Source organism: Williamsia deligens (genome assembly GCF_024171765.1).
In the GTDB taxonomy this organism is placed as follows: Bacteria; Actinomycetota; Actinomycetes; order Mycobacteriales; family Mycobacteriaceae; genus Williamsia_A; species Williamsia_A deligens.
Window position 1 is genome coordinate 2,878,174 of sequence record NZ_JAMTCI010000001.1, and the last position, 23,933, is coordinate 2,902,106.

26 protein-coding genes, 1 tRNA gene and 1 pseudogene are annotated in these 23,933 nt (G+C 69.8%); 16 read left to right on the top strand and 12 right to left on the bottom strand.

The genetic code is table 11. From position 1 onward, the window contains the following. Position 1 precedes the first annotated feature (1 nt). Together LX14_RS13240 and LX14_RS13245 are read left to right on the top strand one after the other, a co-directional pair. A complete protein-coding gene (locus LX14_RS13240) occupies positions 2 to 742 on the top strand; it encodes a DsbA family protein (RefSeq protein WP_253647636.1) in 741 nt (246 codons plus the stop codon). Positions 743 to 813: 71 nt separating this feature from the next. Then, a tRNA-Ala gene (locus LX14_RS13245) sits at positions 814 to 886 on the top strand. 82 nt (positions 887 to 968) lie between these two features. On the opposite strand, the gene LX14_RS13250 is transcribed toward LX14_RS13245, so the two are convergent. Further along, positions 969 to 1,313: a histone-like nucleoid-structuring protein Lsr2 gene (locus LX14_RS13250; RefSeq protein WP_253648016.1), complete on the bottom strand. Its 345-nt coding sequence runs from the start codon at positions 1,311 to 1,313 to the stop codon at positions 969 to 971. A 341-nt stretch (positions 1,314 to 1,654) separates the two neighbouring features. Here LX14_RS13250 and LX14_RS13255 point away from each other — a divergent pair, with 341 nt between their 5' ends. Beyond that, complete coding sequence (locus LX14_RS13255; protein WP_253647637.1) at positions 1,655 to 3,076, top strand: DEAD/DEAH box helicase; 1,422 nt, start codon at positions 1,655 to 1,657, stop codon at positions 3,074 to 3,076. A gap of 28 nt (positions 3,077 to 3,104) precedes the next feature. Here the strand turns inward: LX14_RS13255 and LX14_RS13260 are convergent, their stop codons facing one another. Next, complete coding sequence (locus tag LX14_RS13260) at positions 3,105 to 3,455, bottom strand: DUF4190 domain-containing protein (RefSeq protein WP_253647638.1); 351 nt, start codon at positions 3,453 to 3,455, stop codon at positions 3,105 to 3,107. A 43-nt stretch (positions 3,456 to 3,498) separates the two neighbouring features. On the opposite strand from LX14_RS13260, the gene trhO reads away from it, so the two are divergent. The 5 genes from trhO to LX14_RS13285 all read left to right on the top strand — a co-directional run bounded on the left by trhO (position 3,499) and on the right by LX14_RS13285 (position 7,943). After that, complete coding sequence (gene trhO / locus LX14_RS13265) at positions 3,499 to 4,347, top strand: oxygen-dependent tRNA uridine(34) hydroxylase TrhO (protein ID WP_253647639.1); 849 nt, start codon at positions 3,499 to 3,501, stop codon at positions 4,345 to 4,347. Further along, positions 4,344 to 5,417 carry a CobW family GTP-binding protein gene (locus LX14_RS13270; RefSeq protein ID WP_253647640.1) on the top strand — a complete coding sequence of 358 codons (1,074 nt, stop codon included), beginning with the start codon at positions 4,344 to 4,346 and terminating at the stop codon, positions 5,415 to 5,417. The genes trhO and LX14_RS13270 overlap by 4 nt, the downstream gene beginning before the upstream one ends. Further along, positions 5,414 to 5,686 carry a DUF3253 domain-containing protein gene (locus tag LX14_RS13275; RefSeq protein WP_253647641.1) on the top strand — a complete coding sequence of 91 codons (273 nt, stop codon included), beginning with the start codon at positions 5,414 to 5,416 and terminating at the stop codon, positions 5,684 to 5,686. The genes LX14_RS13270 and LX14_RS13275 overlap by 4 nt, the downstream gene beginning before the upstream one ends. A 200-nt stretch (positions 5,687 to 5,886) precedes the next feature. After that, complete coding sequence (locus tag LX14_RS13280) at positions 5,887 to 6,987, top strand: N-acetylmuramoyl-L-alanine amidase (RefSeq protein WP_253647642.1); 1,101 nt, start codon at positions 5,887 to 5,889, stop codon at positions 6,985 to 6,987. 53 nt (positions 6,988 to 7,040) lie between these two features. Continuing rightward, positions 7,041 to 7,943 (top strand): SDR family oxidoreductase, encoded by a 903-nt coding sequence (locus tag LX14_RS13285; RefSeq protein ID WP_253647643.1) that lies wholly within the window; start codon positions 7,041 to 7,043, stop codon positions 7,941 to 7,943. On the opposite strand, the gene nadE is transcribed toward LX14_RS13285, so the two are convergent. Continuing rightward, entirely contained in the window at positions 7,912 to 8,736 is an 825-nt protein-coding gene (gene nadE / locus LX14_RS13290; protein ID WP_253647644.1) for an NAD(+) synthase, read from the bottom strand. The two genes, LX14_RS13285 and nadE, sit on opposite strands and share 32 nt — an antisense overlap. A gap of 54 nt (positions 8,737 to 8,790) precedes the next feature. On the opposite strand from nadE, the gene LX14_RS13295 reads away from it, so the two are divergent. Further along, the gene (locus LX14_RS13295; protein ID WP_253647645.1) at positions 8,791 to 9,570 is read left to right on the top strand and encodes a fructosamine kinase family protein; all 780 of its coding nucleotides are present in this window, start codon (positions 8,791 to 8,793) and stop codon (positions 9,568 to 9,570) included. Here the strand turns inward: LX14_RS13295 and LX14_RS13300 are convergent. From LX14_RS13300 to LX14_RS13325, 6 genes are all read right to left on the bottom strand, one after another. Then, entirely contained in the window at positions 9,560 to 10,537 is a 978-nt protein-coding gene (locus LX14_RS13300; protein ID WP_253647646.1) for a DUF6542 domain-containing protein, read from the bottom strand. The two genes, LX14_RS13295 and LX14_RS13300, sit on opposite strands and share 11 nt — an antisense overlap. 49 nt (positions 10,538 to 10,586) lie before the next feature. Continuing rightward, positions 10,587 to 11,597, bottom strand: a complete 1,011-nt coding sequence (locus tag LX14_RS13305) for a DNA recombination protein RmuC (protein ID WP_253647647.1) — start codon at positions 11,595 to 11,597, stop codon at positions 10,587 to 10,589. Positions 11,598 to 11,634: 37 nt separating this feature from the next. Continuing rightward, on the bottom strand, positions 11,635 to 12,159 hold the full coding sequence (locus LX14_RS13310; RefSeq protein ID WP_253647648.1) for a methylated-DNA--[protein]-cysteine S-methyltransferase: 525 nt from the start codon (positions 12,157 to 12,159) through the stop codon (positions 11,635 to 11,637). Further along, complete coding sequence (locus LX14_RS13315; protein WP_253647649.1) at positions 12,156 to 13,718, bottom strand: Ada metal-binding domain-containing protein; 1,563 nt, start codon at positions 13,716 to 13,718, stop codon at positions 12,156 to 12,158. The genes LX14_RS13310 and LX14_RS13315 overlap by 4 nt, the downstream gene beginning before the upstream one ends. Before the next feature lie 66 nt (positions 13,719 to 13,784). After that, entirely contained in the window at positions 13,785 to 13,976 is a 192-nt protein-coding gene (locus LX14_RS13320) for a YbdD/YjiX family protein (RefSeq protein ID WP_253647650.1), read from the bottom strand. Further along, positions 13,973 to 16,255: a carbon starvation CstA family protein gene (locus LX14_RS13325; RefSeq protein WP_253647651.1), complete on the bottom strand. Its 2,283-nt coding sequence runs from the start codon at positions 16,253 to 16,255 to the stop codon at positions 13,973 to 13,975. The genes LX14_RS13320 and LX14_RS13325 overlap by 4 nt, the downstream gene beginning before the upstream one ends. A 125-nt stretch (positions 16,256 to 16,380) precedes the next feature. Here LX14_RS13325 and LX14_RS13330 point away from each other — a divergent pair, with 125 nt between their 5' ends. Next, positions 16,381 to 16,611, top strand: coding sequence for a hypothetical protein (locus tag LX14_RS13330; protein ID WP_253647652.1), 231 nt, complete (start codon positions 16,381 to 16,383; stop codon positions 16,609 to 16,611). 4 nt (positions 16,612 to 16,615) lie between these two features. On the opposite strand, the gene LX14_RS13335 is transcribed toward LX14_RS13330, so the two are convergent. Continuing rightward, complete coding sequence (locus tag LX14_RS13335; protein WP_253647653.1) at positions 16,616 to 17,785, bottom strand: PQQ-dependent sugar dehydrogenase; 1,170 nt, start codon at positions 17,783 to 17,785, stop codon at positions 16,616 to 16,618. A gap of 138 nt (positions 17,786 to 17,923) precedes the next feature. Between LX14_RS13335 and LX14_RS13340 the strand changes: the two genes are divergently transcribed. From LX14_RS13340 to LX14_RS13355, 4 genes are read left to right on the top strand one after another with little or no spacing between them, the layout of a single operon-like run. Continuing rightward, a complete protein-coding gene (locus LX14_RS13340) occupies positions 17,924 to 18,199 on the top strand; it encodes a DUF7218 family protein (RefSeq protein ID WP_253647654.1) in 276 nt (91 codons plus the stop codon). 41 nt (positions 18,200 to 18,240) lie between these two features. Further along, the gene (locus LX14_RS13345) at positions 18,241 to 18,798 is read left to right on the top strand and encodes a type 1 glutamine amidotransferase domain-containing protein (protein ID WP_253647655.1); all 558 of its coding nucleotides are present in this window, start codon (positions 18,241 to 18,243) and stop codon (positions 18,796 to 18,798) included. Positions 18,799 to 18,805: 7 nt separating this feature from the next. Next, positions 18,806 to 19,765 (top strand): TIGR03557 family F420-dependent LLM class oxidoreductase, encoded by a 960-nt coding sequence (locus LX14_RS13350; RefSeq protein ID WP_253647656.1) that lies wholly within the window; start codon positions 18,806 to 18,808, stop codon positions 19,763 to 19,765. Between the two features lie 26 nt (positions 19,766 to 19,791). Next, a complete protein-coding gene (locus tag LX14_RS13355) occupies positions 19,792 to 20,937 on the top strand; it encodes an AI-2E family transporter (protein WP_253647657.1) in 1,146 nt (381 codons plus the stop codon). A 12-nt stretch (positions 20,938 to 20,949) separates the two neighbouring features. Here LX14_RS13355 and LX14_RS13360 read toward each other — a convergent pair whose 3' ends face one another. Beyond that, positions 20,950 to 21,456: a VOC family protein gene (locus LX14_RS13360; RefSeq protein WP_372505335.1), complete on the bottom strand. Its 507-nt coding sequence runs from the start codon at positions 21,454 to 21,456 to the stop codon at positions 20,950 to 20,952. A 91-nt stretch (positions 21,457 to 21,547) separates the two neighbouring features. Between LX14_RS13360 and ychF the strand changes: the two genes are divergently transcribed. Beyond that, a complete protein-coding gene (ychF, locus tag LX14_RS13365; protein WP_253647659.1) occupies positions 21,548 to 22,627 on the top strand; it encodes a redox-regulated ATPase YchF in 1,080 nt (359 codons plus the stop codon). A 99-nt stretch (positions 22,628 to 22,726) separates the two neighbouring features. Further along, positions 22,727 to 23,224: pseudogene (locus tag LX14_RS13370) on the top strand (DUF305 domain-containing protein). A gap of 15 nt (positions 23,225 to 23,239) precedes the next feature. On the opposite strand, the gene LX14_RS13375 reads toward LX14_RS13370, so the two are convergent. Further along, a complete protein-coding gene (locus LX14_RS13375; protein ID WP_253647660.1) occupies positions 23,240 to 23,932 on the bottom strand; it encodes a class I SAM-dependent methyltransferase in 693 nt (230 codons plus the stop codon). Position 23,933 lies beyond the last annotated feature (1 nt).

Sequence of the window (23,933 nt, forward strand, 5' to 3'; positions counted from 1 at the left end):
CGTGAGCGATTCCCGACGTCCCCGCGTGAGCGCGAAGTACCAGCCCAGCCGCACCTCGAGCCGAGCGACCTACCTGCTCGGCGGCGTCGCCGTCGTGGTGATCGCCGTCGTCGTGATCGGCGGGATCATCTGGAACAGCCAGCGCGACAAGGGGAGCGCCGACCAGGCTGTGCTCGCCCAGAACGCGAGCCTCATCATCGGCAAGGCCGACGCCCCGCACACGATCGACGTGTTCGAAGACTTCCAGTGCCCGTACTGCAAGCAGTTCGAGCAGTCGTCGGGCCAGGCGATGGTCAACGCCGCCGACGCCGGCAAGCTGCGCGTCCGCTACCACATCCTGAACTTCCTCGACCGCAACTCGGGCTCGGGCGACTACTCGTCCCGGGCCGCCGGTGCCGCCCTCTGCGTGGCGCAGGCGGGCGGGAGCGATCAGTTCCTGAAGTACCACACGAAGCTCTTCACCGATCAGCCCGCCGAGGGCGGCGACGACCCCACCAACGCCGAGCTCGCCGCGTCGGCGAAGTCGGTCGGGGCCTCGGAGCAGACCCAGCAGTGCATCTCCTCGGGCGCTCGGGTCGACGCCGCGAAGGCCGACGCGCAGCAGTCGTTGACGCAGCTCAGCAAGGCACTCGGCGGCAACGCGGGGACGCCGACGGTGCTCAGCGAGGGCAAGCCCGTCGAGGGCGTGCTCAACGGTCCGGGCTGGTTGACCACGTTGCTGGCCGACGATTCGTCGAGCTGACGGGGATTTGGTCGCCGTGAGAGCGGTGGTGTAATTTCGATCGGGTCGCCGCGAGGCGGCACGAGCACCACGGGGCTATGGCGCAGCTGGTAGCGCACCACACTGGCAGTGTGGGGGTCAGGGGTTCGAGTCCCCTTAGCTCCACAGAACACGACGACGGCCGGTCCTCTTCGAGGGCCGGCCGTCGTCGTCTGTGGGGTCGCCCTTCGTCCGGGCGGGTCGACCCTCAGTGCGCCGCTTCGAATGCCTCCACGGCCTCGATCGGGATACGGCCGCGGTTGCTGACCTCGAAACCGTTGCTGTTCGCCCAGTCGCGGATCGCCTGGGTCTGCTCTTTGGAGCGTGTCCCGCCACCGGATGCCGGCGTTGCGCGTCGCGCACCGCGCCGACCGGCCACCGCCCGTGATGCCTCGACGTACTTCGTCAGCGAGTCACGGAATTGCTGAGCGTGCTTGGGCGAGGTGTCGAACTCGTACTGCCGACCGTCGAGAGACCAACGGACGGTTTCGAACTCGTCGAGAACCTTTCCGTCGATGTCGTCGATGAATTGCACGATCTGCTTTTTGGCCATGCCCGGGGTGAACCTCTCTGAACAGTTCTGGAGTGCTTGCGACAAAAGATTAGATGACGGTGAAGAAACGAGCAATGATGCACGAGAATGGGCATGTCCGTGTCGCGAGAAAATGTGCGAGAAATATCAGGCGTGCGTCGCAACAATCGTACGAGAAATGGACATGTCGATGATGGAGTGTCCGCCTGTGCGCATTCTGGCTGTGACCGGTGTGTCGCACGCGACTGTCACCGGCGCGCCCGATCGACCCGATCTCGCGTAGGCTCGGATCATCATCTCCGCCCGCCGTCTGTGCCGGGCGATGCGCGTCATCGGTGGCGCGCCGGAAAGGCTTCCTCATCATGACGACAGATTTCGCTGCCCTCGGTGTGCCCACACCACTCGTCGACGCGCTCGCCGCGGACGGCAAGACCGAGGCGTTCCCCATCCAGGCCGACACCCTTCCCGACTCCCTGTCGGGGCGCGACGTCCTCGGCCGCGGCAAGACGGGCTCGGGCAAGACCCTCGCCTTCGCCATCCCTCTCGTCGCCCGGATCTCGGCCGCCGGATCGGGCCCCACACGCCGTCGCGGACGCCCGCGTGCGCTGGTGTTGGCGCCGACGCGTGAGCTGGCCACCCAGATCTCGGTGGTCATCGAGCCGCTGGCTGCATCGGTCGGCCTGCGGACCACGACCATCTTCGGTGGCGTCAACCAGAAGCGTCAGGTCGACGCGCTCCAGGGCGGCGTCGACATCGTCGTCGCCTGCCCGGGTCGTCTCGAGGACCTGATGAAGCAGGGCCATCTCACCCTCGACGAGATCGAGGTGACCGTCATCGACGAGGCCGACCACATGGCCGACCTCGGCTTCCTGCCCGTCGTGACGCGCATCCTGAGCCGCACGCCCCGGGGCGGACAGCGTCTGCTGTTCTCGGCCACCCTCGACAACGGCGTGGACGCTCTGGTCAAGAAGTTCCTCGACCAGCCGGTCCTGCATTCCGTCGACGAGGCGCATTCGCCGGTGGCGGCGATGACCCACCACGTGTTCCAGGTGTCCGACCCGACGAGCAAGACCGACGTGGTGGAGAAGCTCGCCGGTGGCACCGGGCGCCGCATCCTGTTCATGCGGACCAAGCACCAGGCCAAGAAGCTCGCCAAGAAGCTGACGGCGTCGGGTATCCCCGCCGTCGACCTGCACGGCAACCTCTCGCAGGCCGCCCGTGACCGCAACCTCGCCGCGTTCGGCGAGGGGACGGTGCGCGTCCTGGTCGCCACCGATGTCGCCGCACGCGGCGTGCACGTCGACGACGTCGAGCTCGTGATCCACGTCGACCCGCCGGCCGAGCACAAGGCATACCTGCACCGTTCCGGTCGCACGGCACGCGCCGGCAACTCGGGCGACGTCGTCACGATCACGCTGCCCGAGCAGCGCGGCGACCTCACCAAGCTGCTGCGTCGCGCCGGTATCCGCGTCGACATCACGCCGGTCACCGTGTCCTCGGACGCATTGGCCGACCTCGTCGGCGAGCAGGCCGAGCGTGTGTCCCCGCCGCCGGTCACCCAGACGCAGTCGCAGCGTCCGGCATCGACGGGTGCCCGCAGCGGCTCCGGTCGTCGACGGGGCGCGCGCGGTGGCGCGGGTACCCCGGCGCGCGCCGGTGCCCACGGTGGCGGCGCCGGTCGTTCCGGTGGATCGCAGCGGTCTCGCGGACACGGCGCCGCACCGGCAGCCGGCGCCCCCGGTCGTCCCCGTCGTCAGTCGTCGGACCGGTCGCGCACAGCCTGATCCGTCGACCCGTCGCGGACCGGAGGCCTCAGTTGGTCTTCGCCGCGGCGATGATCAGCAGCAACAGGGCGGCCACGAGGCCGAGGATCATCAGGCCGATGGCGACCCATCCGAGGATGCGGCCGGCGACAGCCATCTGACGCCCGTCCTGCAGTCCGTTCGACTCGTCGATCTCGGCGATCGCCAGGTTGCCCAGCACCACGGCCGGGATGCCCACGAACAGCAGGCATGTCACCAATCCGGCGATGCCGCACACCAGTGCCCCGATCGCCTTGCCGTTCGTCTGCCGCACCATCGGGTAGGCATACGGCGGTGGGGATCCGTGCGGGGGCTGCGGTGACCCGTACGGGGGATGGTGTCCATACGGCGGTTGAGTCATGTCGGCGAGCTTAGTGCCGACGACGGTTCGTATCCTGGGACAGGTGTCGCAGTCGAAGATCGTTCTCTTCTACGTCTTCGTGCCGCTGCCGGACCCGGAGGCAGTCCGTCTGTGGCAGCTCACGCTCGCCGAATCCCTCGGGCTGCGAGGGCGGGTCGTCGTGGCGTCCCACGGCATCAACGCCACGGTGGGCGGCGAGATCCGTGCGGTGAAGCGGTATGTGCGTCGCACGCGGGAGTACCCACCGTTCGCGCGCGCCGACGTGAAGTGGTCCGACGGTGGAGCCTACGACTTCCCGCGGCTGTCGGTGCGCGTACGCCCGGAGATCGTCACGTTCGGTCGCCCCGACATCGTCGTCGACCAGGACGGCGTGGTCGGGGGAGGGCATCGCCTGGACCCGGACGGTCTGCACGCACTCGTCGACTCCCGCGGTGACGACGTCGTCTTCCTCGACGGCCGCAACGAGATCGAGTCCCGGATCGGTCGCTTCCGCGGAGCGATCACACCACCGGCGCGGGTCACCACCGACCTCGCCGCGATGGTCGACGCCGGTGAGTTCGACCATCTGCGTGAGCGCACCGTCGTGACCTACTGCACCGGCGGTGTGCGGTGCGAGGTGCTCAGCGCGCTGCTGGTGCAGCGGGGCTTCACCGATGTCCACCAGCTCGACGGCGGGATCGCCCGGTACGGAGAACGTTTCGGCGACCGGGGTCTGTGGGAGGGCTCGATGTACGTGTTCGACCGCCGCATGCGCACGCGGTTCTCCGACGACGCCGCGGTCATCGCGATGTGCGAGACGTGCGGGACCCCGACCGACCACGTCGTCGACCTCCCCGACGACGACCCCCGCGACCTCGCCGTGCTGTGCCCCACCTGTGCGGGGCAGCGGTGAGGCGCGCGGTACCGGTCATCGTGGTGTCCGGTTTCCTCGGCGCGGGCAAGACCACGATGGTCAACCACCTGCTGCGATCGCGATCCGGTGCGCGGATCGGGGTGGTGGTCAACGACTTCGGTGACGTGTCGATCGATGCGTTGCTGGTCGCCGGCGCGGTCGACGGCGCCGTGCGTCTGGGCAACGGGTGCATCTGCTGCACCGCCGACGCCGACACCCTCGGCGAGGTGCTCGGTGGACTGGTCGCGCCGGCCGCGGGTCTGGATGCCGTGCTCGTCGAGACCAGCGGGCTGGCCGAGCCCGCGGCCGTCGCCCGGATGGTGATCGCGACCGCCGATCCGCGTATCGGATACGGCGGTCTCGTCTATCTCGTCGACGCGGAGAACCTCGACGCGTTGCGACCGGACAACCCCGAGATCGACCGCCACATCGCGCTCGCGGATCTCCTCGTGGTCAACAAGGTCGATCGTGTGGACGCCCGAACCCGCGACCGCGTCCTCGACGGGGTCCGGGCGCTGAACCCGACAGCGGCCGTCGTCGCCACGGTGGACGGGGCGGTCGATCCGGGACTCCTCCTCGACATCCCCGACGACCGGGACACCGGCCCCCGACAGCTCGAGCTCGCCGACCTGCTCGTCGCCGGTGACGACGAGACAGGTCACGACGACCACCACCACGCCCACACGCGGTACGAGTCGCTGTCGGTGACGGCCGATCGCCCGCTGCACCCGCGGCGACTGGCGGCGTTCCTCGAACGCCCACCCGCCGGGGTCTACCGGATCAAGGGTGTGGTCGAGCTCGCCGGCGCCGATCGGCATCGACTCGTCGTGCACGCTGTGGGTGGACTGCTCGACGTCACGACGGCGCCGGGTCGCCGCGCGTCGGCGCAGAGGTCCGTCCGACAGAGCGATCTCGTCGCCATCGGTGCCGGGATGGATGCCCCGACGGTGCGTGCGACGTTGCAGGAGCTGGAAACGCGAACCGACGAGACCGTCGACGCGCAGGCAGCACTCGGCGTCACGAGACACCTCCGGACGCCGACACCGCGACGGGCAGGGGCACAGACATGACGACATCGCCGACACCGTCCGCCGCGGAGTTGCGCGCCGCCGTCCTCGACCTGCTCGCCCGGCGTGCGGCGACGTCGTCGATCTGTCCGTCGGACGTCGCCCGCCGACTGCGACCCGACGACTGGCGACCACTGATGGACCCCGTGCGATCGGCCGCGCGAGATCTCGTGGAGTCGGGCGACGTGGAGATCACCCAGCGCGGGGTGGTGGTGGACCCGTCCACCGCGCGCGGTCCGATCCGGATCCGTCGGCCCCGTCCGACGGGCTGACACCTCTCCGACGGGCACGGTCCGATCACCCGACGGTCACGGACCGGACACGACATGCCGCCATCGTCAATCTTCGCTTCGGCGTGTCGACGAACTTTTTGCGCTCTGCCGTTACTCGTGTGACAGTTGTGGTTGCAGTGAACCCTGTGGTTCACCTGTATGCCCGTGTTCGAGTTCCCGCCAGTGTGGAGAGAGATGCGATGACCAGCACACGCTTCCGTTCCCGGACCGTCTCGGCGATCGCCGGGGCCGCCGCGGTCGTGATCGCGGCCGGCGTCCTCACCGTGCCCGCGGTGTCGGCCGCACCCGCGGCCCCGGCCCCCGCGCCCGCTCCTGCCCCCGAGCAGAAGGATGCGCTGAAGGGTCGCACCGTCTTCCTCGACCCCGGACACCAGGGATCGGCGGCCGGGCACGACCTGCGCAAGCAGGTCCCGAACGGTCGCGGCGCGATGAAGGACTGCCAGACCACCGGGGCGACCGGCGTGAACAAGGCTGCAGAGCACACCGTCAACTGGGACGTCGTGCAGCTGGTCAAGGCCGGGCTCGAGAGCCAGGGCGCCAGGGTCGTGCTCAGTCGGCCCGACGACACCGGCTGGGGCGGATGCGTCGACGAGCGCGCCGCGGCGGCCAACGCCTCCAAGGCCGACATCGCGGTGAGCGTGCACGCGGACTCGACGTCGGCCACCGCGGACCCGGGCAAGAAGGGTTTCCACGTCATCGTCCCGCAGCTGCCGGTGCCCGACGTCGCCGTCCAACGCGCCGCGTCGACGACGGGCAAGGCGGCGTCGAACCAGATGCGCGACTCGTTCAAGGCCGCGGGCTTCCCGCCCGCCAACTACGCGGGGGTGGTGGACGGCCTCCAGACGCGCGCCGACATCGCCGCGGTCAACCTGACCCGCGTGCCCGAGGTGTTCGTCGAGATGGGCAACCTCTCCAACCCCGCCGAGGCCGACCAGCTCGCGAGCAAGGGCGGGCAGGTCAAGTACGCCGTCGCGCTGATCGACGGCATCGTGAAGTACCTGATGGCGACGCCCGCGTCGACCGCGCTGACCCCGAGCCTGCCGCAGGGCAGCCAGAACGCCCCGTCGTCGGAGGCCCCGCAGAGCACGACGCCGTCCACCGGTCTCGACCTGTCGGGGATCCAGTCGCTGCTGCCGCTCATCACCCAGATCGCGTCGTCGAAGGACCCGTCGGCGATCGCCGCGCTCATCCAGGGGCAGGGCTCCGACGCCGCCTCCGACCTGTTGAAATCGCTCCTCTCGGTGGTCTACACCGCATTCGGTGGCAAACTGCCCATCTGAGTGCCCGCTCCGGCAACCGACCGGCGCGCGTCGATCACGAGGGGACCGGCCACATGGGTGTGCGCGATCTGCTGCTCATGCGACCGCCCGTCCCCGAGATGTCCGGACGATCGATGTTCGTCACGGGCGCGGCGGGCGGTATCGGTCGGGCGCTGGCGGTCGCCGCGGCCCGCGCCGGTGCCCATGTCGCCATCACCGACATCGACGGTGACGGTCTCGCCGAGACGGAGCGCATCATCGCTGCGGCGGACGGGCACGTCCTCGACGCCTCCGCAGGCGACATCACCGATCACGAGTGGGTCGACGGGCTCGCGACGCGGCTCATCGCCGCCCACGGCGTGATCGACGTCGTCTGCAACGTCGCCGGTGTGTCGGCGTGGGGGACGGTCGAGAACCTGACCCACGACACCTGGCGACGCATGGTCGAGGTGAACCTCATGGGACCCATCCACGTGATCGAGGCCTTCGTCCCGCCGATCGTCGAGCGGGGTGGCGGCGGACACCTCGTCAACGTCTCGTCGGCGGCGGGACTGCTGGCGCTGCCGTGGCATGCGGCCTACAGCGCGAGCAAGTTCGGGATCCGCGGCGTCTCGGAGGTACTCCGGTTCGACCTGCGTCGACACCGGATCGGTGTGTCCCTGGTGGTGCCGGGCGCTGTCGCCACCCCGCTCGTCGGCACCGTCGACATCGCCGGCATCGACCGCGACCACCCGGTGGTGCGCAAGGCGATCGCGCAGTTCGAAGCGCGTGCGGTCTCACCGGAGACGGTGGCCGATGCCATCCTCGACGGCATCCGGCGCAACCGCTACCTCGTCTACTCCTCCGCCGACATCCGGGTCGCGTACTGGTTCGCGCGGAAGTTCGCCCTGCCCTACGAGATCGTCATGCGGATCGCCAACGACCGCTTCGATCGCCTCGCGGAGATCAGTCGCGCCACCAGTCGTCGAACGGGGTGACCGGCACGGTCCGCTTGTGCCGGGTCCGGTGGAACAGCGTCTCGATCTGCTCGGCGGCCTCGTCCTCGACGTCGCCACCCTCCAGGTAGGTGTCGATCTGGGCGTAGGTGACGCCGAGCGCCTCCTCGTCGGGAAGTGCCGGACGGTCGTCCTCGAGATCGGCGGTGGGCACCTTGGAGCTCAACGACTCCGGCGCATCGAGGTGGCGCAGGATCTGCGCACCCTGACGCTTGGTGAGCCCGGTCAGCGGGGTGAGGTCGACCCCGCCGTCGCCGTATTTGGTGAAGAAGCCGGTGACGGCCTCGGCGGCGTGGTCGGTGCCGACCACCAGCATCTGTTCCTGCCCGGCGATGGCGTACTGGAGGATCATGCGCTGGCGCGCCTTGACATTGCCGCGGACGAAGTCGCTGGGCCGCTCACCGAGTGCGTCGCCGACCGTGCCGACGGTCGCGTCGACGCCGGGCTTGGCGTTGGTCACCACCGACCGGTCGGCGCCGATGAAGGTCAGGGCGGTCTGGGCGTCGTCCTCGTCGGCCTGGGTGCCGTAGGGGAGACGAACCGCGATGAACTGCGAATCGACTCCGTCGGAACGCAATTCGTTCACCGCCTGCTGACACAGGTATCCGGCGAGGGTGCTGTCCTGGCCACCGCTGATGCCGAGGACGAGCCCGGCCGCACCGGTCGCACGGAGGTAGTCCTTGAGGAAGTCGACCCGACGGCGCACCTCGGCGGCGGGGTCGATCTCGGGAGCCACGTCGAGTTCGGCGATGATGGTCTTCTGCAGAGGACGCATCGCCTCATGGTAGCGACGTGACAGCTCACCCGTCAGCGCAAGAAGGGTCCGACCGTGGCGAGACCGCCCGAAGTCCATCGCAAGTCACGTCCGGGTGCGCCGGCGGGATTCTTCGCCGCGGAGGCCGCCGGCCTGCGGTGGCTGGCGGACGCGGGAGCGCCTGTCGTCGAGGTGATCGATGTCGGCGAGGACCACATCGAGCTGGTGAGACTCGCGTCCGCGAGGCCGGACACGAGCTCCGCGCGGCGTTTCGGTGCGGCGCTGGCCCGCATGCACGCAGCCGGTGCGGACGCGTTCGGCGCGCCACCGGACGGGTACACCGGCCCGACGTTCATCGGCAGCCGTGAGCAGACCTGTGTGCCCACGACGAGTTGGGGACGGTTCTACGTGCGGCAGCGCGTGCAACCCTTCGTCGATGTCGCGGTCCGCGCGGGCACCCTCACGTCCGCCGACGAGGAGGTGGTGCGGGAGGTGTGCGGTGCTGTCGCCGAGGGCGCCCTCGACGACGGTGAGACCCCCGCTCGGCTGCACGGCGACCTGTGGAACGGGAACGTCCTGTGGACGCCCGACGGGGTCGTGATGATCGACCCGGCCGCACACGGTGGCCACCGGGAGACGGACCTGGCCATGCTCGCGCTGTTCGGGTGTCCCCTCCTCGACGACGTCATCCTCGGCTACGAGGAGCAGTCGCCGCTGCGCGAGGGATGGCGGAACCGGATCGCCCTGCATCAGCTGCACCCGTTGGCGGTGCACGCCGCCGGTCACGGACCGAGCTACGGGCGGGCGCTGGGGGAGGCGGCGCGCAGCGTGCGCGACGACCTGCTCAGGGGTTGACGCCGCGGTACCGCGCGCGGGGTGCGGAGGCCGCCCCCGATCGGCGATCCACCGGGGGGACGTCGAGACCGTCGCGGTGCGCCCCGCCCGGTACGCCGCGTCCGACCGGCGGCTCGGCGCGGTACGGGCGGGCCTGGCCGGGGATCCGATCCTGTTCGCCGGAACGCAGCGTGTCCTCGGTGCGCCGGGGCGCGGGTGCGCGGCGCGGCGGTACGTCCGGGGAGCGGCGAGGCGGCGGGGTGTCGGCGGCGCGGCGGACCGGTGCGTCCCCGCCGCGACGTCGTGGCGCGTCCGCTGCGGCACGTCGTGGGGTGTCCTCGGGCGTTCGGCGCGTCGGGCGAGGTGCGTCGTCGGGTGTGCGGCGCGTGGTGCGGGGCGCGTCCTCGGCCGTGCGGCGTGAGGTGCCGGTACGCCGTGAACTCTCCGCGCGGCGGGAGGTCGCCGCACTGCGGTCTCGGCCGCCAGCGGACCGGGCCGTGCGACGGGCGTCGTTCGACGGCCGGTGCCGCGACCGCTGGGGGGTCGTCGACTCCGATCCTCGCGTCAGGAACCACCGCGCCGCCCCGAGGGCGCCGACGACGACGAACGTCCACGCCATCAGCGGGAACGTCTTCGCGATGGGCAGCATCACGTTGATGATCAGACCTTTGACACCGGAGCTCGCGTCGGCCTCGAGTGCGTACAGCGCCACGAGCGCGACCCCGAACGCCACCAGCGGGGGCTGGGTGACCGCGGTGAACAACGCCTTGCGGCGGACGGCGAGAACGGCGGCCACACACCCGATGAAGTAGAGGACCCGGAACCAGGTCGACAGGTCACCCGCTCCGCCGGCGTCGATGAGTGCGCCGACCACGGCAGGTACGAGGGCGATGAGCACAGCACCCCACCACGGCACACCGCGCAGCGTCGGCACGACCGATTGACGGCCTGTCGGGACGCCCGCGCGGGACTGGGGGGCGGAGAACACGGTTAGACCGTACCGGGTGGTCCCGTGTTCGACGGTGCACCGTCGCGGGTCACATCGGTGGTGTCACGGCACGCACAGCGGTCTCGACGGGTGCAGGTCGGTCGGGTGCGACACCTTCCGTACCGGCGTACGCGTCCAGCTCGCCGAGTGCGCGAGCGGTGACCAGGACCCTGGACTGCATGGAGGCGACGGTCGAGTTGTACGCCGTGACCGCCGATCCGAGACTCACCCCCACGCGATGAAAGTGGTCGGCCATGGTCGCGACCCGGTGGTGCAGTTCACGTCCGAGGCGGTGGATCTCCTCGGCGTCCCGCGCCACCGCGTCCTCGCGCCAGGTGAGGGCCACCGTCCGGAGGAGGGCGATAAGGGTCGACGGCGTCGCCGGGACGATGTCCCGGCCGAACGCGAACTCGAGCAGGTCGGGATCGGCGCGACAGGCCGCCTCGAGGATGGCGTCGCTGGGGACGAACAGCACGACGTACTGCGGCGATCGACGGATCTCCTGCCAGTAACTCTTCGACGACAGCGCCACCACGTGCGCCTTGAGGGCGCGGGCGTGGTCGACCATGAGCGCGGCCTCGAGTTCGGGGTCGTCGGTCGCCGCGGCATCGAGGTAGGCGTGCAGCGGGACCTTCGCGTCCACGGCGACGTCGTGTCCTCCGGGCAGGTGCACCACGAGGTCGGGGCGTTGTCCCGACGCGGTGCGCTGTTGCGGGGTGAAGTCGCAGTGGCGGCTGAGGCCCGCGGCCTCGACCGCGGCGCGCAGGTGCACCTCACCCCATCGGCCCCGCAGGTGGGGGGTGTGCAACGCCGACGCGAGGCGCCGCGCCTGCGCGCCGAGCTCGCTCGAGGCCGAGCGCATCCCGTCGAGCTGCTGGGCGAGCCCGGCGTCGGCGCTGATGCGGGCGCGTTCGACGCGCTGCATCTCCGCCGCGAGACGGTCCAGCGTGTCGTGGACAGGACCCAGCACGTCGCCGCCGCCCGCCCGCCCCCGGACGAGCCACCCGACGACGACGCCGAGCAGGACGCCCAGCACTCCCACGACGACCGTTGTGCTCATGTCGACGAGCATGCCCCGGGGGTCCGACAGATCTGCCTCAGGCGGCGCGGATGCTGTGGTGGATCTCGTGCGCCTGCAGGCGCTGCTTGAGCTCGATGCCGTAGCGGAAGCCACCCATGGAGCCGTCGGATCGTTGGATGCGGTGGCACGGGACGAACAGCGCGGCGGCGTTCTTCGAGCACGCCTGTGCCCCGACACGCCCGCCGTTCTCCTGGCCGAAGCGCGCCGCGAAGTCGCGGTAGGACAGCGGCCGTCCCGGGGCGACGCGGCGGAGTTCGGTCCACGCCGTCTCCAGGTACCGGCCGTCGCTGCGCTGCCGCACCGGGATGTCGTCCACGGCGGACAGGTCGCCGCCGTCGTACCTGCGGACCGCGTCCAGGACGGCGGGCAGCTCGCCGGCCGTCACCGTGTCGGGCCGCAGTCGCGCGTGCACCAGCGCGAGCAGTTCGTCGACGTCCTCGGTCCACCCGGACGCGACGACGACGTCGTCGACCGCGATCACGGTGAAGGGGGCGCCGAGAACGGTGGTACGGGCGCTGATCCCGCTGGTGGTGATGGTCATGTGAGCTCCTGACGTGGACGGGCCTGTACTGCATCGGACGCAGCCGGACCCCGAACGGTTCCGTCGGCGGATCGCAACTGTGGGACCGACGGCGCCAGGGCGTGGCGCCAGAGGTGCATCGAGACGTACGACCGCCAGGGCGACCACCGCCCCGAGTCGGACAGGTCGATGCCGAGCGCGGAGGCATGCCGGGCCAGCACCAGGTCACCGTCGAGGAGGATGTCGGGGTCCCTCAGCACGCGCATGACCACGTAGTCGGCGGTCCACCGGCCTATGCCGGGCCGGGCCAGCAGCGACGTGCGGAGGTCGTCGGACGTCATACCCGGGTGCAGGGTCACCTCGCCCTCGTCGACGGCACGGGCGACGTCACAGATGGCCGCCACGCGGCGCCGGGGACCGCGGAGCACGTCGGGTCCGTGTTCGGCGATCGCCGCGGGTGTCGGGAACAGGTGGGTCACGCCGGTGTCCGACGGCGCGTCGACAGGTTCCCCGAGGGTGGTGACGAGCCGACCCACATGGGTCCGCGCGGCGGCGAGACTGATCTGCTGACCGACCATCGTGCGCACCAGCGTCTCGAACGGGTCGAGCGCACCCGGCACCCGGATCCCGGACCACTCGTCGACGAGCGGCCCGATCTGCGGATCCGCGCGCAGCGCGTCGTCCACGCCCTGCGCGTCGGCGTCGGCGTCGAACAGCCGGCGCACCCGGTGGATCGTGGAACCGAGGTCGCGCAGGTCGTCGGTGCGCACCGTGGCGTCGATGTGGTCCTCGTGCAGCGTCACCGACAGCACGGAGTGGCCCCGGGGGGTCGCGATCGCACGGTGGAAGGTGGTGCCGTCGTGATGCTCGAGGCCAGCGACGACGTGGCCGGCCATGAACCAGTCCAGCCACGGCGCGGCGAACGGCGCTCGCACGCCGAGGCGGAGCCGTACCGCCGCGGCACCGGGGGAGACCGCGCCTCCGGTCACGGCGCCCCGACGCCGCAGGCCGGTCGGTGTCTCGTCGAACACCTCGCGGACCGTGTCGTTGAACTGTCGGATGCTGGCGAACCCGGCCGCGAACGCGATGTCGGACATCGACATCGCCGTGCACTGGATGAGCACGCGCGCCGTCGTCGCCCGGTTGGCCCGGGCGAGCGCGAGTGGTCCGGCACCGAGGTGGTCGGTGAGGATGCGGGTCAGGTGGCGCGGTGAGTACCCCAGTGTCCGCGCCAGCCCGTCGACGCCGCCGCGGTCGACCACGCCGTCACCGATGAGCCGCATGGCCCGCGAGGCGATGTCGGAACCGACGTCCCACAGCGGCGATCCGGGCACCGCGTCGGGGAGGCACCGCTTGCACGCGCGGAATCCGCGCTGCTGCGCCGCGGCGGCGGTGAGGACGAAGTCGACGTTCTCCCGACGTGGCCGGATCGCCGGACACGAGGGACGGCAGTAGATCCCGGTCGACCGCACCGTCACGAAGAACTGGCCGTCGAACCGGCGGTCGCGGGCGGCGAGCGCCCGGAAGTACCCGTCGGCGTCGAGCGACGGTCCGGGCGTCTGCGCCGCTGCGGTGGTCATGACCCCACGGTGCCAGGCCGCGCCGACACCCACCAGCGGGTTTCGGACACGACGGTCAGCCGCAGGTCAGCAGCAGCGTGCCCCCGGGTTCGCGTCGGCCTCGGCGTGACGATCGCGCCAGTATTCCCGCTCGGACATCAGCGGTGTCCCGGGGTGGTGCCGGCGATGGTGGGCGACGTACCGCTCGTAGTGACTGTCGCCCATGACATCCCCCACGTAGCGTCGGATCGCGGTGAGCCCGGCGAGGATCCCGCTCATGTGCGACCGACCGGCACGGCGTCTCGTGTCTTCTCGTACTCCCGCCACTGCTCGGCGACAGCGCGTTCGGCGGGTGTGGTGACGAGCCCGCTCGGGGCGAACAGCGACGACGGCACCGGCACGACCTCGGTGGTCGGCAACCCGCCGGCCCGCACCGCGCGGATGCAGACCCACAGTCCGACGGCCGCGACGATGAGCACGAGTACCGCGAACACGATCGACAGGGTCCCCTGGATGAGGGTGTTGCGGATGACGGCGTCGATCTCCTGTGCGGTCTTCGCCGTCTTGAACGACGTCTTCCCCGCGTCCCGGGCGGCGACGAAATCGCTGTGCTGCTGCCAGTACCCGATGGCCGGGTTCGACGAGAAGATCTTCTGGTAGGACGCGGTCATCGTCACCGCGAGATCCCACACCAGCGGTACGGCCGGGATCCACGCCCACCGGAACCCGCCCTTCTTCATCACCACCACGAGCACGACGGTGAGCGCGATCGCGGCGAGCAGCTGGTTGGCGATGCCGAACAGCGGGAAGAGCGTGTTGATGCCGCCGAGCGGGTCGGTGACACCCATCAGGAGGATCGATCCCCATCCGGCCACCACCACGAACGTGCAGATCCAGGCGCCCACCCGCCACGACGGATCGGCGAACCGCTTGGCGCCCTTGATGTTGCTGACCCCGTCGGACAGCATGAACCGCGCCACGCGAGTGCCGGCATCGACGGTGGTGAGGATGAACAGCGCCTCGAACATGATCGCGAAGTGGTACCAGAACGATCGCAGCGAATCCCCGCCGAACGCGCGTTGCAGCGTCTCCGACATCCCCATCGCCAGGGTGGGTGCGCCGCCGGTCTTCGAGATCAGGGACTTCTCCTCGACCCCGGCGGCGTAGGCCTGCAGTTGAGCCGCGGTCGCCGGCTCCCCGCGCAGGCCCAGGGAATTCGTGTACTCGGCCGCGCTCTGGGCGGTGCCGCCGGTGACGCCCTTGGGGGCGTTCATCGCGAAGTAGAGGTGCTGGTCGAGGATGCAGGCGGTGATCAGCGCCATGATCGCCACGAACGACTCGGTGAGCATGCCGCCGTAGCCGATGACCCGCGCCTGGCCCTCCTTCTCGAGGAGCTTGGGGGTCGTGCCCGAGGCGATGAGGGCGTGGAACCCCGACAGCGCACCGCAGGCGATGGTGATGAACAGGAACGGGAACAGCGAGCCCGCGAACGCGGGACCCTGTCCGGTGTGGGCGAACTCGCTGACGGCGGGCGCCTGCATGACCGGCCGGGCGACGAGGATGCCGACGGCCAGCAGGACGATGGTGCCGACCTTCATGAACGTCGACAGGTAGTCGCGGGGCGCCAGGACCAGCCACACCGGCAGGACCGCTGCCGCGAAGCCGTAGACGATGATCGCCCACGACAGGAAGACCGGCGACAGCGTGAACCAGTCCTCGCCCCAGGAGGTCTCGGCGACCCAGCCGCCGGAGAGGATCGCGAGCACGAGGAGCACGAACCCGATCACCGACACCTCGGAGATGCGCCCGGGACGCAGGAAGCGGAGATAGACGCCCATGAACACCGCGATCGGCAGCGTCATGGCGAGGGAGAAGACGCCCCAGGGGCTCTCGGCGAGGGCGTTGACGACGACCAGACCGAGCACCGCGATGAGGATGATCATGATGACGAACACGGCGATGATGGCCGCGCCGCCGCCGACGGCACCGAGCTCGTCGCGCGCCATCTGCCCCAGGCTGCGTCCGCGTCGGCGGGTGGAGATGGCGAGGACCAGATAGTCCTGGACCGCGCCGGCGAACACGACGCCGATGATGATCCAGATGGTCCCCGGGAGGTATCCCATCTGGGCGGCGAGGACGGGTCCGACGAGCGGTCCCGCGCCGGCGATGGCGGCGAAGTGGTGACCGAACAGCACCCGCCGGTCGGTCGGCATGTAGTCCTTGGCGTTGTCGAGCACCTCGGCCGGTGTCGCGTGGTCGTCCCGGGGGACAATCACCTTGGTCTCGATCAGCCGCGCATAGAAGCGGTAGGCGATGACGTAGGTGCACAGAGCGGCGAGGACGAACCAGACGGCGTTCACCGACTCGCCGCGGACGATGGCGATGACCGCCCACGAGACGGCACCGACGAGACCGATCGCCGCGAACAGGAGGCGCTTGCCGACCGTCATGGGTGACCGGTCGATGATCGCGACCGGGGGCTTGTCGGGATCGGTGCGGACGAGCTCGATGTGGGGGTTGTCGAGGACGTCGCCGGACGGGTCCCGGTTGGCTGACACGGGCGGATCAACTCCTGTGGGTCGGAGACAGAACAGGGCGCCGGATGTGGCCCGCGTCACTCTACATTTGCGACGACCTGGGCCGAACGCTGGATGAACGAGCGATTGCGTGCCATTCTCGTAACGTGCGCGTAACACGACGGAAGGAGCGGGAGATCCCGCTCGCCGAGTACCCGGGTTGGGCTGTCGAGGTGATGATGGGCCTCTACGGCGAGAAACAGGTGTCCGAGGCCATCGCGGCGCAGACAGCCCCGGGGCCGCCGGCCGAGGCCGTCGAGGTCGCCGATCTCGACGCCGTGGAATCGGTGTTCGCCCGCGTCCGGGCGTTCCGGCGTGGTCGGCTCAGGCGGGGCTGACCCCTCAGGCGGGACCGACGCGGAGCACCTTGTCCGCGCCGTCGCCGTTGTCGGTGGTCACCAGGAGTGACCCGTCGGGCGCGGTCGTGACGGACCGCAGCCGTCCCTGTGAGCCCTGGAGAAGGTCCACGCGCTCGGTGGTCGACCGTCCGTCGGGGGAGAGCCGCAGCAGCACCAGCCTCTGGGCCTTGAGCGCCGCGACGACGACCATCCCGGAGTACTGCTTCCACGACGACCCCAGGACGTCGAGGTCGGCGACAGCGAGTGTCGGGCTCCCCGAGGACCACACCGCGCGCTGCGCATCCGGGAACTTGCCGGTGTCGGTCATCGGGACGCTCTCGTCGTAGCTGCCGTCACCGGTGTCGGGATCCCACCCGTAGTTCGCGCCCGCCGCCTCGAGATTCATCTCGTCGTCGGTCGTCGGCCCGTGTTCGGTGGTGTACAGACGGTCGGTGCCGGGCAGGAACGCCATCCCCTGGGGATTGCGATGGCCGTAGGAGTGGATCCGCGTGCCGGGGATGGTGCCGCCCGCCGCCGACCCGTCGCCGTTGACGTGCAACACCTTTCCGCCGAGTGACCGGAGATCTTGTGCCACCGTCGGATTCGCGGTGTCGCCGGTGGAGACGAAGAGGGTGCCGTCCGGCGCCGGGAGGATGCGGCAGCCGCTGTGCCGCCCGCTCGCGCTCAACGGGATCCCGGTCAGCACGTCCTGCACGCGGGTCATCGAGGTCCAGTCGGGCGCCGCGGTCCACCGGACGACCCGCACGTCGCCGGCGGTGCTCGCGAAGCAGGTGTAGACCGACCTGCTGGTGTCGAAGTCGCGGGCCAGCGCGAGGCCCATCAGGCCGCCCTCGCCGCGAGCCCGCACGTCGCCGGTGTCCGCGCGGACCTGATCGACGCGACCATCGTTGTGGCGCACCATGATCCGACCCGACCGCTCTCCGGTCACAATGCTGCCCGCGCTGTCCAGGACGACGTCCCACGGATGATCCAGACCGGTCATCATCTCGTCGACGCGCACGGCGCCGGAGGGGGCGGACGAGGCGACGGGACCCGTCAAGGTCGACGACGGCGAGGCGTCGGTGGATCGTCCTGATGAACACGCCGCCACGACGAGCACAACCGTCACGGCCAGCGCGGCGGGGGAATACCGGGCGATCCGCGATCGGTTCACCTCTTCGACCGTACCAGCGAGAACACGTCTCACCAGGGGCGGCGAGTGTAGCGTCGGACGTACAGCCGAGAAGCGATGCTGTGCCCTGACGAACCCTGCGAGATGCCGTGTGCCATCGCATGACGAAGGGGGCCACGCGTGGCCGAGAAGAAGAACGACGACCAGCCGCAGCTCAAGGATCCCGATCTCTACGAGAAGCTCCGTGACGAGGGGAACTCGAAGGAGAAGGCGGCGCGGATATCGAACGCCGCGGCCAATCGTGGCCGATCCGAGGTCGGCCACAAGGGTGGAAAGTCCCCCTCCTATGAGGAGTGGACGGTCGACGAGCTGAAGGATCGAGCCAAAGAGCTTGACCTGCACGGCTATTCCGACAAGAACAAGGACGAGCTCGTCGAGATGCTGCGCGACCACTGAGTCGCCCGCGTCCGAGCACAACCACGAACGGAGCATGAATCATGAGTGATCAGTTGACCGGCAAGACAGTGGCCTTCCTCGTCGCCCCGGAGGGCATCGAGCAGGTGGAGTTGACCGAGCCGTGGAAGGCGGTCGAGCAGGCCGGTGGGACACCGAAGCTCGTGTCGACCGACAGCGGGACGGTGCAGGGCTTCAACCACCTCGACAAGGCCGACACGTTCGGAGTCGACTCGACGGTCTCGGACGTCTCCCCGGCGGACTTCGACGCGCTGGTCCTCCCCGGCGGCGTCGCCAATCCCGACTACCTCCGCACCGTCGACGAGGCGGTCGCGTTCACCAAGGGATTCTTCGACGCGGGCAAGCCCGTCGCGGCGATCTGCCATGCACCGTGGACGTTGGTGGAGGCGGGAGTCCTGTCCGGTCGCACCATCACCTCGTGGCCCAGCCTGCAGACCGACATCCGCAACGCCGGTGGCACGTGGGTCGACGAGGAGGTCGTGGAGTGCACCTCGGGGCCGAACACCCTGGTGAGCAGCCGCAACCCGGATGACCTCCCCGCGTTCTGCGAGCGCGTCGTCTCCGTCGTGGCGAAGGGCTGACGCGGCGATGAAGGTCGGTTTCAAGTTGATGGCCGAGGCGTTCGATCCGAAGGAGATCGTGCGGCAGGCCGTGGCCGCCGAGCAGGCGGGGTTCGACTTCGTCGAGATCAGCGACCACTTCCACCCGTGGCTCTACAGCCAGAAGCACTCGGGCTTCGCGTGGTCCATGCTCGCCGCGATCGCCACGCAGACGTCGACGCTGCAGCTCGCCACCGGTGTGACGTGCCCGATCATCCGCTACCACCCGGCGATCGTCGCCCAGGCCGCGGCGACCACCGCGGTGCTCGCCGACGGCCGGTTCACACTCGGTCTCGGGTCCGGTGAGCGACTCAACGAGCACATCACCGGGGCTCCGTGGCCGTCTGCGCACATCCGGCACGAGATGCTGCGGGAGGCCATCGAGGTCATCCGGCTGCTCTGGTCCGGCGGATACCAGTCCTACGAGGGCAAGCACGTCACCCTCGACGACGCGCGGGTGTTCGACCTCCCCGACGAGCTACCCGAGATCGTCGTCGCCGCCGGCGGCACGAACGCCGCGGAGATCGCGGCGCGATCCGGCGACGGTCTGTTCACCACCGAACCCGACGCCGATCTCGTGACCGCATATCGCGACGCGGGGGGATCGGGATCGCGGTTCTGTGAGGTTCCGATGGCATGGGCGCCCGATGTGGACTCCGCCCTGAAGGCCGCGCACTCGACCTTCCGGTTCGGACTCACGGGCTGGAAGGTGCAGGCCGAGTTGCCGAATCCGATCAACTTCGAGGCGGCGACGTCGCTGGTCCGGGAGTCGGACATCGCCGACGCCATGTCCTGCGGGCCGGATCTCGACGCGCATGTCGCGTCGGCGAAGGAGTTCGTCGACGCCGGCTACGACCACCTCACGCTGCTCAACGCCGGACCGGATGTGGACGGGTTCCTCGAGGTGTGTCGGACCGACCTGATCGACAGGGTCCGTTCGCTCGCCTGACATGTCCGGTATGTGACCATGGCGGCATGACACGCCAGGCGACCACCAGGGGTGCGGTCTACGCCTCCCACCTGCGATCGACGTCGTCGGTGGCTGTGCAGCTCGTGGTGGTCGCCGCAGCGGCGTGGGTTCTCGGCTGGGTGGTCTCGCGCACGTGGGCGATCATCCTGCCGGTCGTGCTCGCCGTCATCGTGTGCACCGTGCTGTGGCCGCCGGTGCGGTGGATGCGGTCCCGGGGTCTGCCCCCGGCGGCGGCCGCGCTGATCGCCGTAACCATCGGTGCCGCGGTCATCGCGGGTGTCATCGCCGCGGTGGCGCCGTCCATCGCCGACCAGGTGGCGCTCCTGTCGACGAAGTCGGTGGCCGGCATCCGTCAGGTCGAGGACTGGTTGCAGGGTCCGCCGCTGGACATCAGTGACGCGCAACTGAACTCGGCGGTGTCGGCCATCACCGACCGGCTGGAGTCGAGTGGCGCGCAGATCGCGTCGGGGGTGTTCACCGGGGTCGGCGCGGCGACGTCCGCGCTCGTGACGTTCTTCACCGCCGTCGTCATCACGTTCTTCCTCCTGAAGGACGGACCGCGGTTCGTCCCGTGGCTGCGACGGTCCGTCGGGAGTCCGGCGGCGCCGCATGTCGCGGAGGTGTTGTCGCGGATGTGGCGCACCCTCGGTGGGTTCATCCGGACCCAGGCGCTGGTGAGTCTCGTCGACGCGGTGCTCATCGGTATCGGACTGCTGGTGCTTGGGGTGCCACTCGCCTACGTGCTCGCGATCATCACGTTCGTCGGCGGCTTCGTACCGATCGTCGGCGCGTTCGTCGCAGGGGCGTTGGCCGTGCTGATCGCGCTGGTCTCGAAGGGGGTCGTCACCGCGGCGATCGTCCTGGCGATCATCGTCGCCGTGCAGCAGCTGGAGGGGAACGTGCTGCAGCCGTGGCTGCAGTCGAAGTCGATGAATCTGCACGCCGTGGTGGTGCTGCTCGCCGTCACCCTGGGCGGGACGCTGTTCGGGGTCATCGGTGCGTTTCTCGCCGTGCCCGTCGCCGCGTGTGGCGCGGTCCTGATCCGCTACTACGGCGAGCAGGTCAGGGCGCGCACCGAGGATCCGGAGGATGCCGAGCCCGAGCCGGTGTCACTCGAGAAGGACGAGCCCGCGGACGACGATGCGCCCTGACCGCACGGGGGGTCAGAGGACCTGGTCGCCGTACATCTCGCCGAGCGGGTCGGCGATCAACTCGATGCGGGCGCCGTCGGGGTCGCGGAAGTAGATCGACACCTCGTTGTGCTCCACCATCTCCACGCCGGCGTCGGCGAGCTTGCCGCGCAAATGTTCCCAGCGCTGGGGCTCGACGCTGATCGCGACGTGGTGCAGTCCGCCCAGCACCTCGGCGTACGGCCCGACGTCGAGTCCGGGGAAGTCGAAGAACGCGAGCAGGTTCTCGTTGCCGATGTCGAAGAAGAAGTGGGTCGACCCCGCGTAGTCACGGTTCTCGATGAGCTCGGTGAGCGGGAACTCGAGGAGCTCCTGATAGAAGCGGATGGTCCGCTCGACGTCACCGGAGACCAGGGCGGTGTGGTGTAGGCCGCGTCCGCTCGATGCGGGGCGCTCGCCGGAGGGGGACAGGTACTGCTCGCCCAGGCGTTCGCGGACGGCGGCGAACTGCTCGCGGCGGTCGGTCTCCTGCGACGTCATGACCATTCCCGTTCGTCGACGACTTCTCGACGACGACCTTACGCGGCGGCAGTGTGGGGCCGGCCCGCCTGGAAACCTAGACTGGACACCCGTGAGCCTCACCCTCGGAATCGTCGGCCTGCCCAACGTCGGCAAGTCCACCCTGTTCAACGCCCTGACGCGCAACGACGTGCTCGCCGCCAACTACCCGTTCGCGACCATCGAGCCCAACGTCGGCGTCGTCGAGCTGCCCGATGCGCGGCTGAGCCGTCTGGCGGAGATCCACAAGAGCGAGCGCATCCTCCCGGCGACGGTCTCGTTCGTCGACATCGCCGGCATCGTCAAGGGTGCATCGGAGGGCGAGGGCATGGGCAACCAGTTCCTCGCCAACATCCGCGAGGCCGACGCGATCTGTCAGGTCGTCCGGGTGTTCGCCGACGACGACGTGGTCCACGTCGACGGTCGCGTCGACCCGACCGCCGACATCGAGGTGATCGAGACCGAGCTGATCCTCGCCGACCTGCAGACGCTGGAGAAGGCCATCCCGCGCCTGGAGAAGGATGCGCGGAAGAACAAGGACCTCTCCGAGACCCTCGCCGCGGCGCAGAAGGCGTCCGAGCTGCTGAACTCCGGCAAGACCCTGTTCTCTCAGCAGGATTCGATCGACCTGTCGTCGCTGCGCGAGCTGCACCTGATGACGACGAAGCCGTTCCTCTACGTCTTCAACGCCGACGAGTCGGTCCTCACCGACGACGCGAAGAAGGAGGAGCTGCGCGCCGCGGTCGCGCCCGCCGACGCCGTGTTCCTCGACGCGAAGGTCGAGAGCGAGCTGCTCGAGCTCGACGCCGACGACGCGCAGGAGCTGCTGGACTCGATCGGTCAGACCGAGCCGGGCCTGCACTCGTTGGCACGCGCGGGATTCCACACCCTCGGGCTGCAGACATACCTCACCGCGGGCCCGAAGGAGTCGCGCGCCTGGACGATCCACAAGGGCGACACCGCCCCCAAGGCCGCCGGCGTGATCCACACCGACTTCGAGAAGGGCTTCATCAAGGCCGAGATCGTCTCCTTCGACGACCTCGACGCCGCCGGATCGATGGCTGCTGCCAAGGCCGCCGGGAAGGTGCGCATGGAGGGTAAGGACTACGTCATGCACGACGGCGACGTCGTGGAGTTCCGCTTCAACGTCTGAGTCGTCCGGCGCGGGCACACTGGAGCGATGCACATCGCACGGCGTCCGAGACGTCTCCGGTCGGCGCTCGTCACCGTCGTCCTCGCCGTGACTGGCGCAATGACGGCGGCCGCCTGTGGGAGTGATCCCGGACCCGCCGCCCCGAGCCACAACGCCACCGACGACGCATTCGTCGTGGCCATGGCGCGCCACCACCAGCGCGCGATCGAGGTCGGGCAGCTCGCGGCCGACCGGGGCAGTGACCCGCGCGCGGTCGACTACGGCCGGTTGATCGTCTCGCAGCAGACCCCGGAACTGCAGAAGCTCGACGGGTGGAAGGCGCACTTCTCGCTGCCCTCGACCGTCGCCGGTGCCGCGATGCCCGACGGGTAAATCACCGACGCGACGCTGGCCGGCCTGCGGGCCATGTCGGGTGTGGCGTTCGACCGCGCGTTCCTGCTGGACTCGGCCGACAGCGAAACCGGTGCCGCGGCGATGGCACAGCGAGAGCTGGCGTCGGGGGAGTACGCGCCGGCGCGGGAGCTGGCCGCCTCCATCGCGACCGCACCGACCACCCAGATCCCGAAACTGCGTGCCCTCGCATCGCAGTTGGGATAGCCGGTGGTCCCCCGACTACCTGACGGGCCCGCGGGCTCCGGGGCCCCGCGCCTGTCCTCCACGATGCGGATCGGCGTCGACGCGACCGATCAGTAGGTGCGGTGACTCCTCGTCGTCGGCGATCCGACGATGCTCGACGCTCAGCCCGATGTTCTTCATCGCATCGACGACCTCGGCGACCGGGCGGAGACGGAAGCCGTGCGCGGTGAACGGCAGCCGGGCCATGGCCTCGGGGTCGGCCAGGCCGACGACGAGCCGACCGGTGTCCGTCAAAACCCTGGTGCACTCTCGCAACGCGGGGTCCAGGTCTGCGAGGAAGTAGATCGTGTTGACGGTCATCAGGCTGTCCCATGCCCGGTCGGCGACGGGCAGTTCGGTCATCGACGCAGGATGCAGGACCAGCCGTCCCGCGGCGATCGCTCGGTGGTGTCGTCGTGCGGCCTGGTTGATCATCGTCTCCGACACCTCGACACCGTGGACGTGACCGGAGTTCCCGACGGCGTCGAGCAGCAACGGCAGGCCCACACCGCCGCCGAAGCCGACGTCCGCGACAACAGATCCTTCGGCGGCGTGCAGCGCATCGGCGGCGGTTCTCACCAGGTTGCGGTTGCCGCGGTTGAGTGCGGCACCGATGAGCCGCCCACCGAGTCCGCTCGGATGGCCCAGTTGCCGTGCGATGGCGGTCATGGCGGCGTCCCGAACACCCATC

Coding starts and splice junctions, on each gene's coding strand:
- LX14_RS13280 (WP_253647642.1), top strand. CDS start 5,887: ATGACCAGCACACGCTTCCGTTCCCGGACCGTCTCGGCGATCGCCGGG.
- LX14_RS13315 (WP_253647649.1), bottom strand. CDS start 13,718: ATGACCACCGCAGCGGCGCAGACGCCCGGACCGTCGCTCGACGCCGAC.
- nadE (WP_253647644.1), bottom strand. CDS start 8,736: ATGCGTCCTCTGCAGAAGACCATCATCGCCGAACTCGACGTGGCTCCC.
- LX14_RS13375 (WP_253647660.1), bottom strand. CDS start 23,932: ATGGGTGTTCGGGACGCCGCCATGACCGCCATCGCACGGCAACTGGGC.
- LX14_RS13345 (WP_253647655.1), top strand. CDS start 18,241: ATGAGTGATCAGTTGACCGGCAAGACAGTGGCCTTCCTCGTCGCCCCG.
- LX14_RS13360 (WP_372505335.1), bottom strand. CDS start 21,456: ATGACGTCGCAGGAGACCGACCGCCGCGAGCAGTTCGCCGCCGTCCGC.
- LX14_RS13285 (WP_253647643.1), top strand. CDS start 7,041: ATGGGTGTGCGCGATCTGCTGCTCATGCGACCGCCCGTCCCCGAGATG.
- LX14_RS13275 (WP_253647641.1), top strand. CDS start 5,414: ATGACGACATCGCCGACACCGTCCGCCGCGGAGTTGCGCGCCGCCGTC.
- LX14_RS13260 (WP_253647638.1), bottom strand. CDS start 3,455: ATGACTCAACCGCCGTATGGACACCATCCCCCGTACGGGTCACCGCAG.
- LX14_RS13320 (WP_253647650.1), bottom strand. CDS start 13,976: ATGAGCGGGATCCTCGCCGGGCTCACCGCGATCCGACGCTACGTGGGG.
- LX14_RS13310 (WP_253647648.1), bottom strand. CDS start 12,159: ATGACCATCACCACCAGCGGGATCAGCGCCCGTACCACCGTTCTCGGC.
- LX14_RS13250 (WP_253648016.1), bottom strand. CDS start 1,313: ATGGCCAAAAAGCAGATCGTGCAATTCATCGACGACATCGACGGAAAG.
- LX14_RS13350 (WP_253647656.1), top strand. CDS start 18,806: ATGAAGGTCGGTTTCAAGTTGATGGCCGAGGCGTTCGATCCGAAGGAG.
- LX14_RS13255 (WP_253647637.1), top strand. CDS start 1,655: ATGACGACAGATTTCGCTGCCCTCGGTGTGCCCACACCACTCGTCGAC.
- LX14_RS13355 (WP_253647657.1), top strand. CDS start 19,792: ATGACACGCCAGGCGACCACCAGGGGTGCGGTCTACGCCTCCCACCTG.
- LX14_RS13305 (WP_253647647.1), bottom strand. CDS start 11,597: ATGAGCACAACGGTCGTCGTGGGAGTGCTGGGCGTCCTGCTCGGCGTC.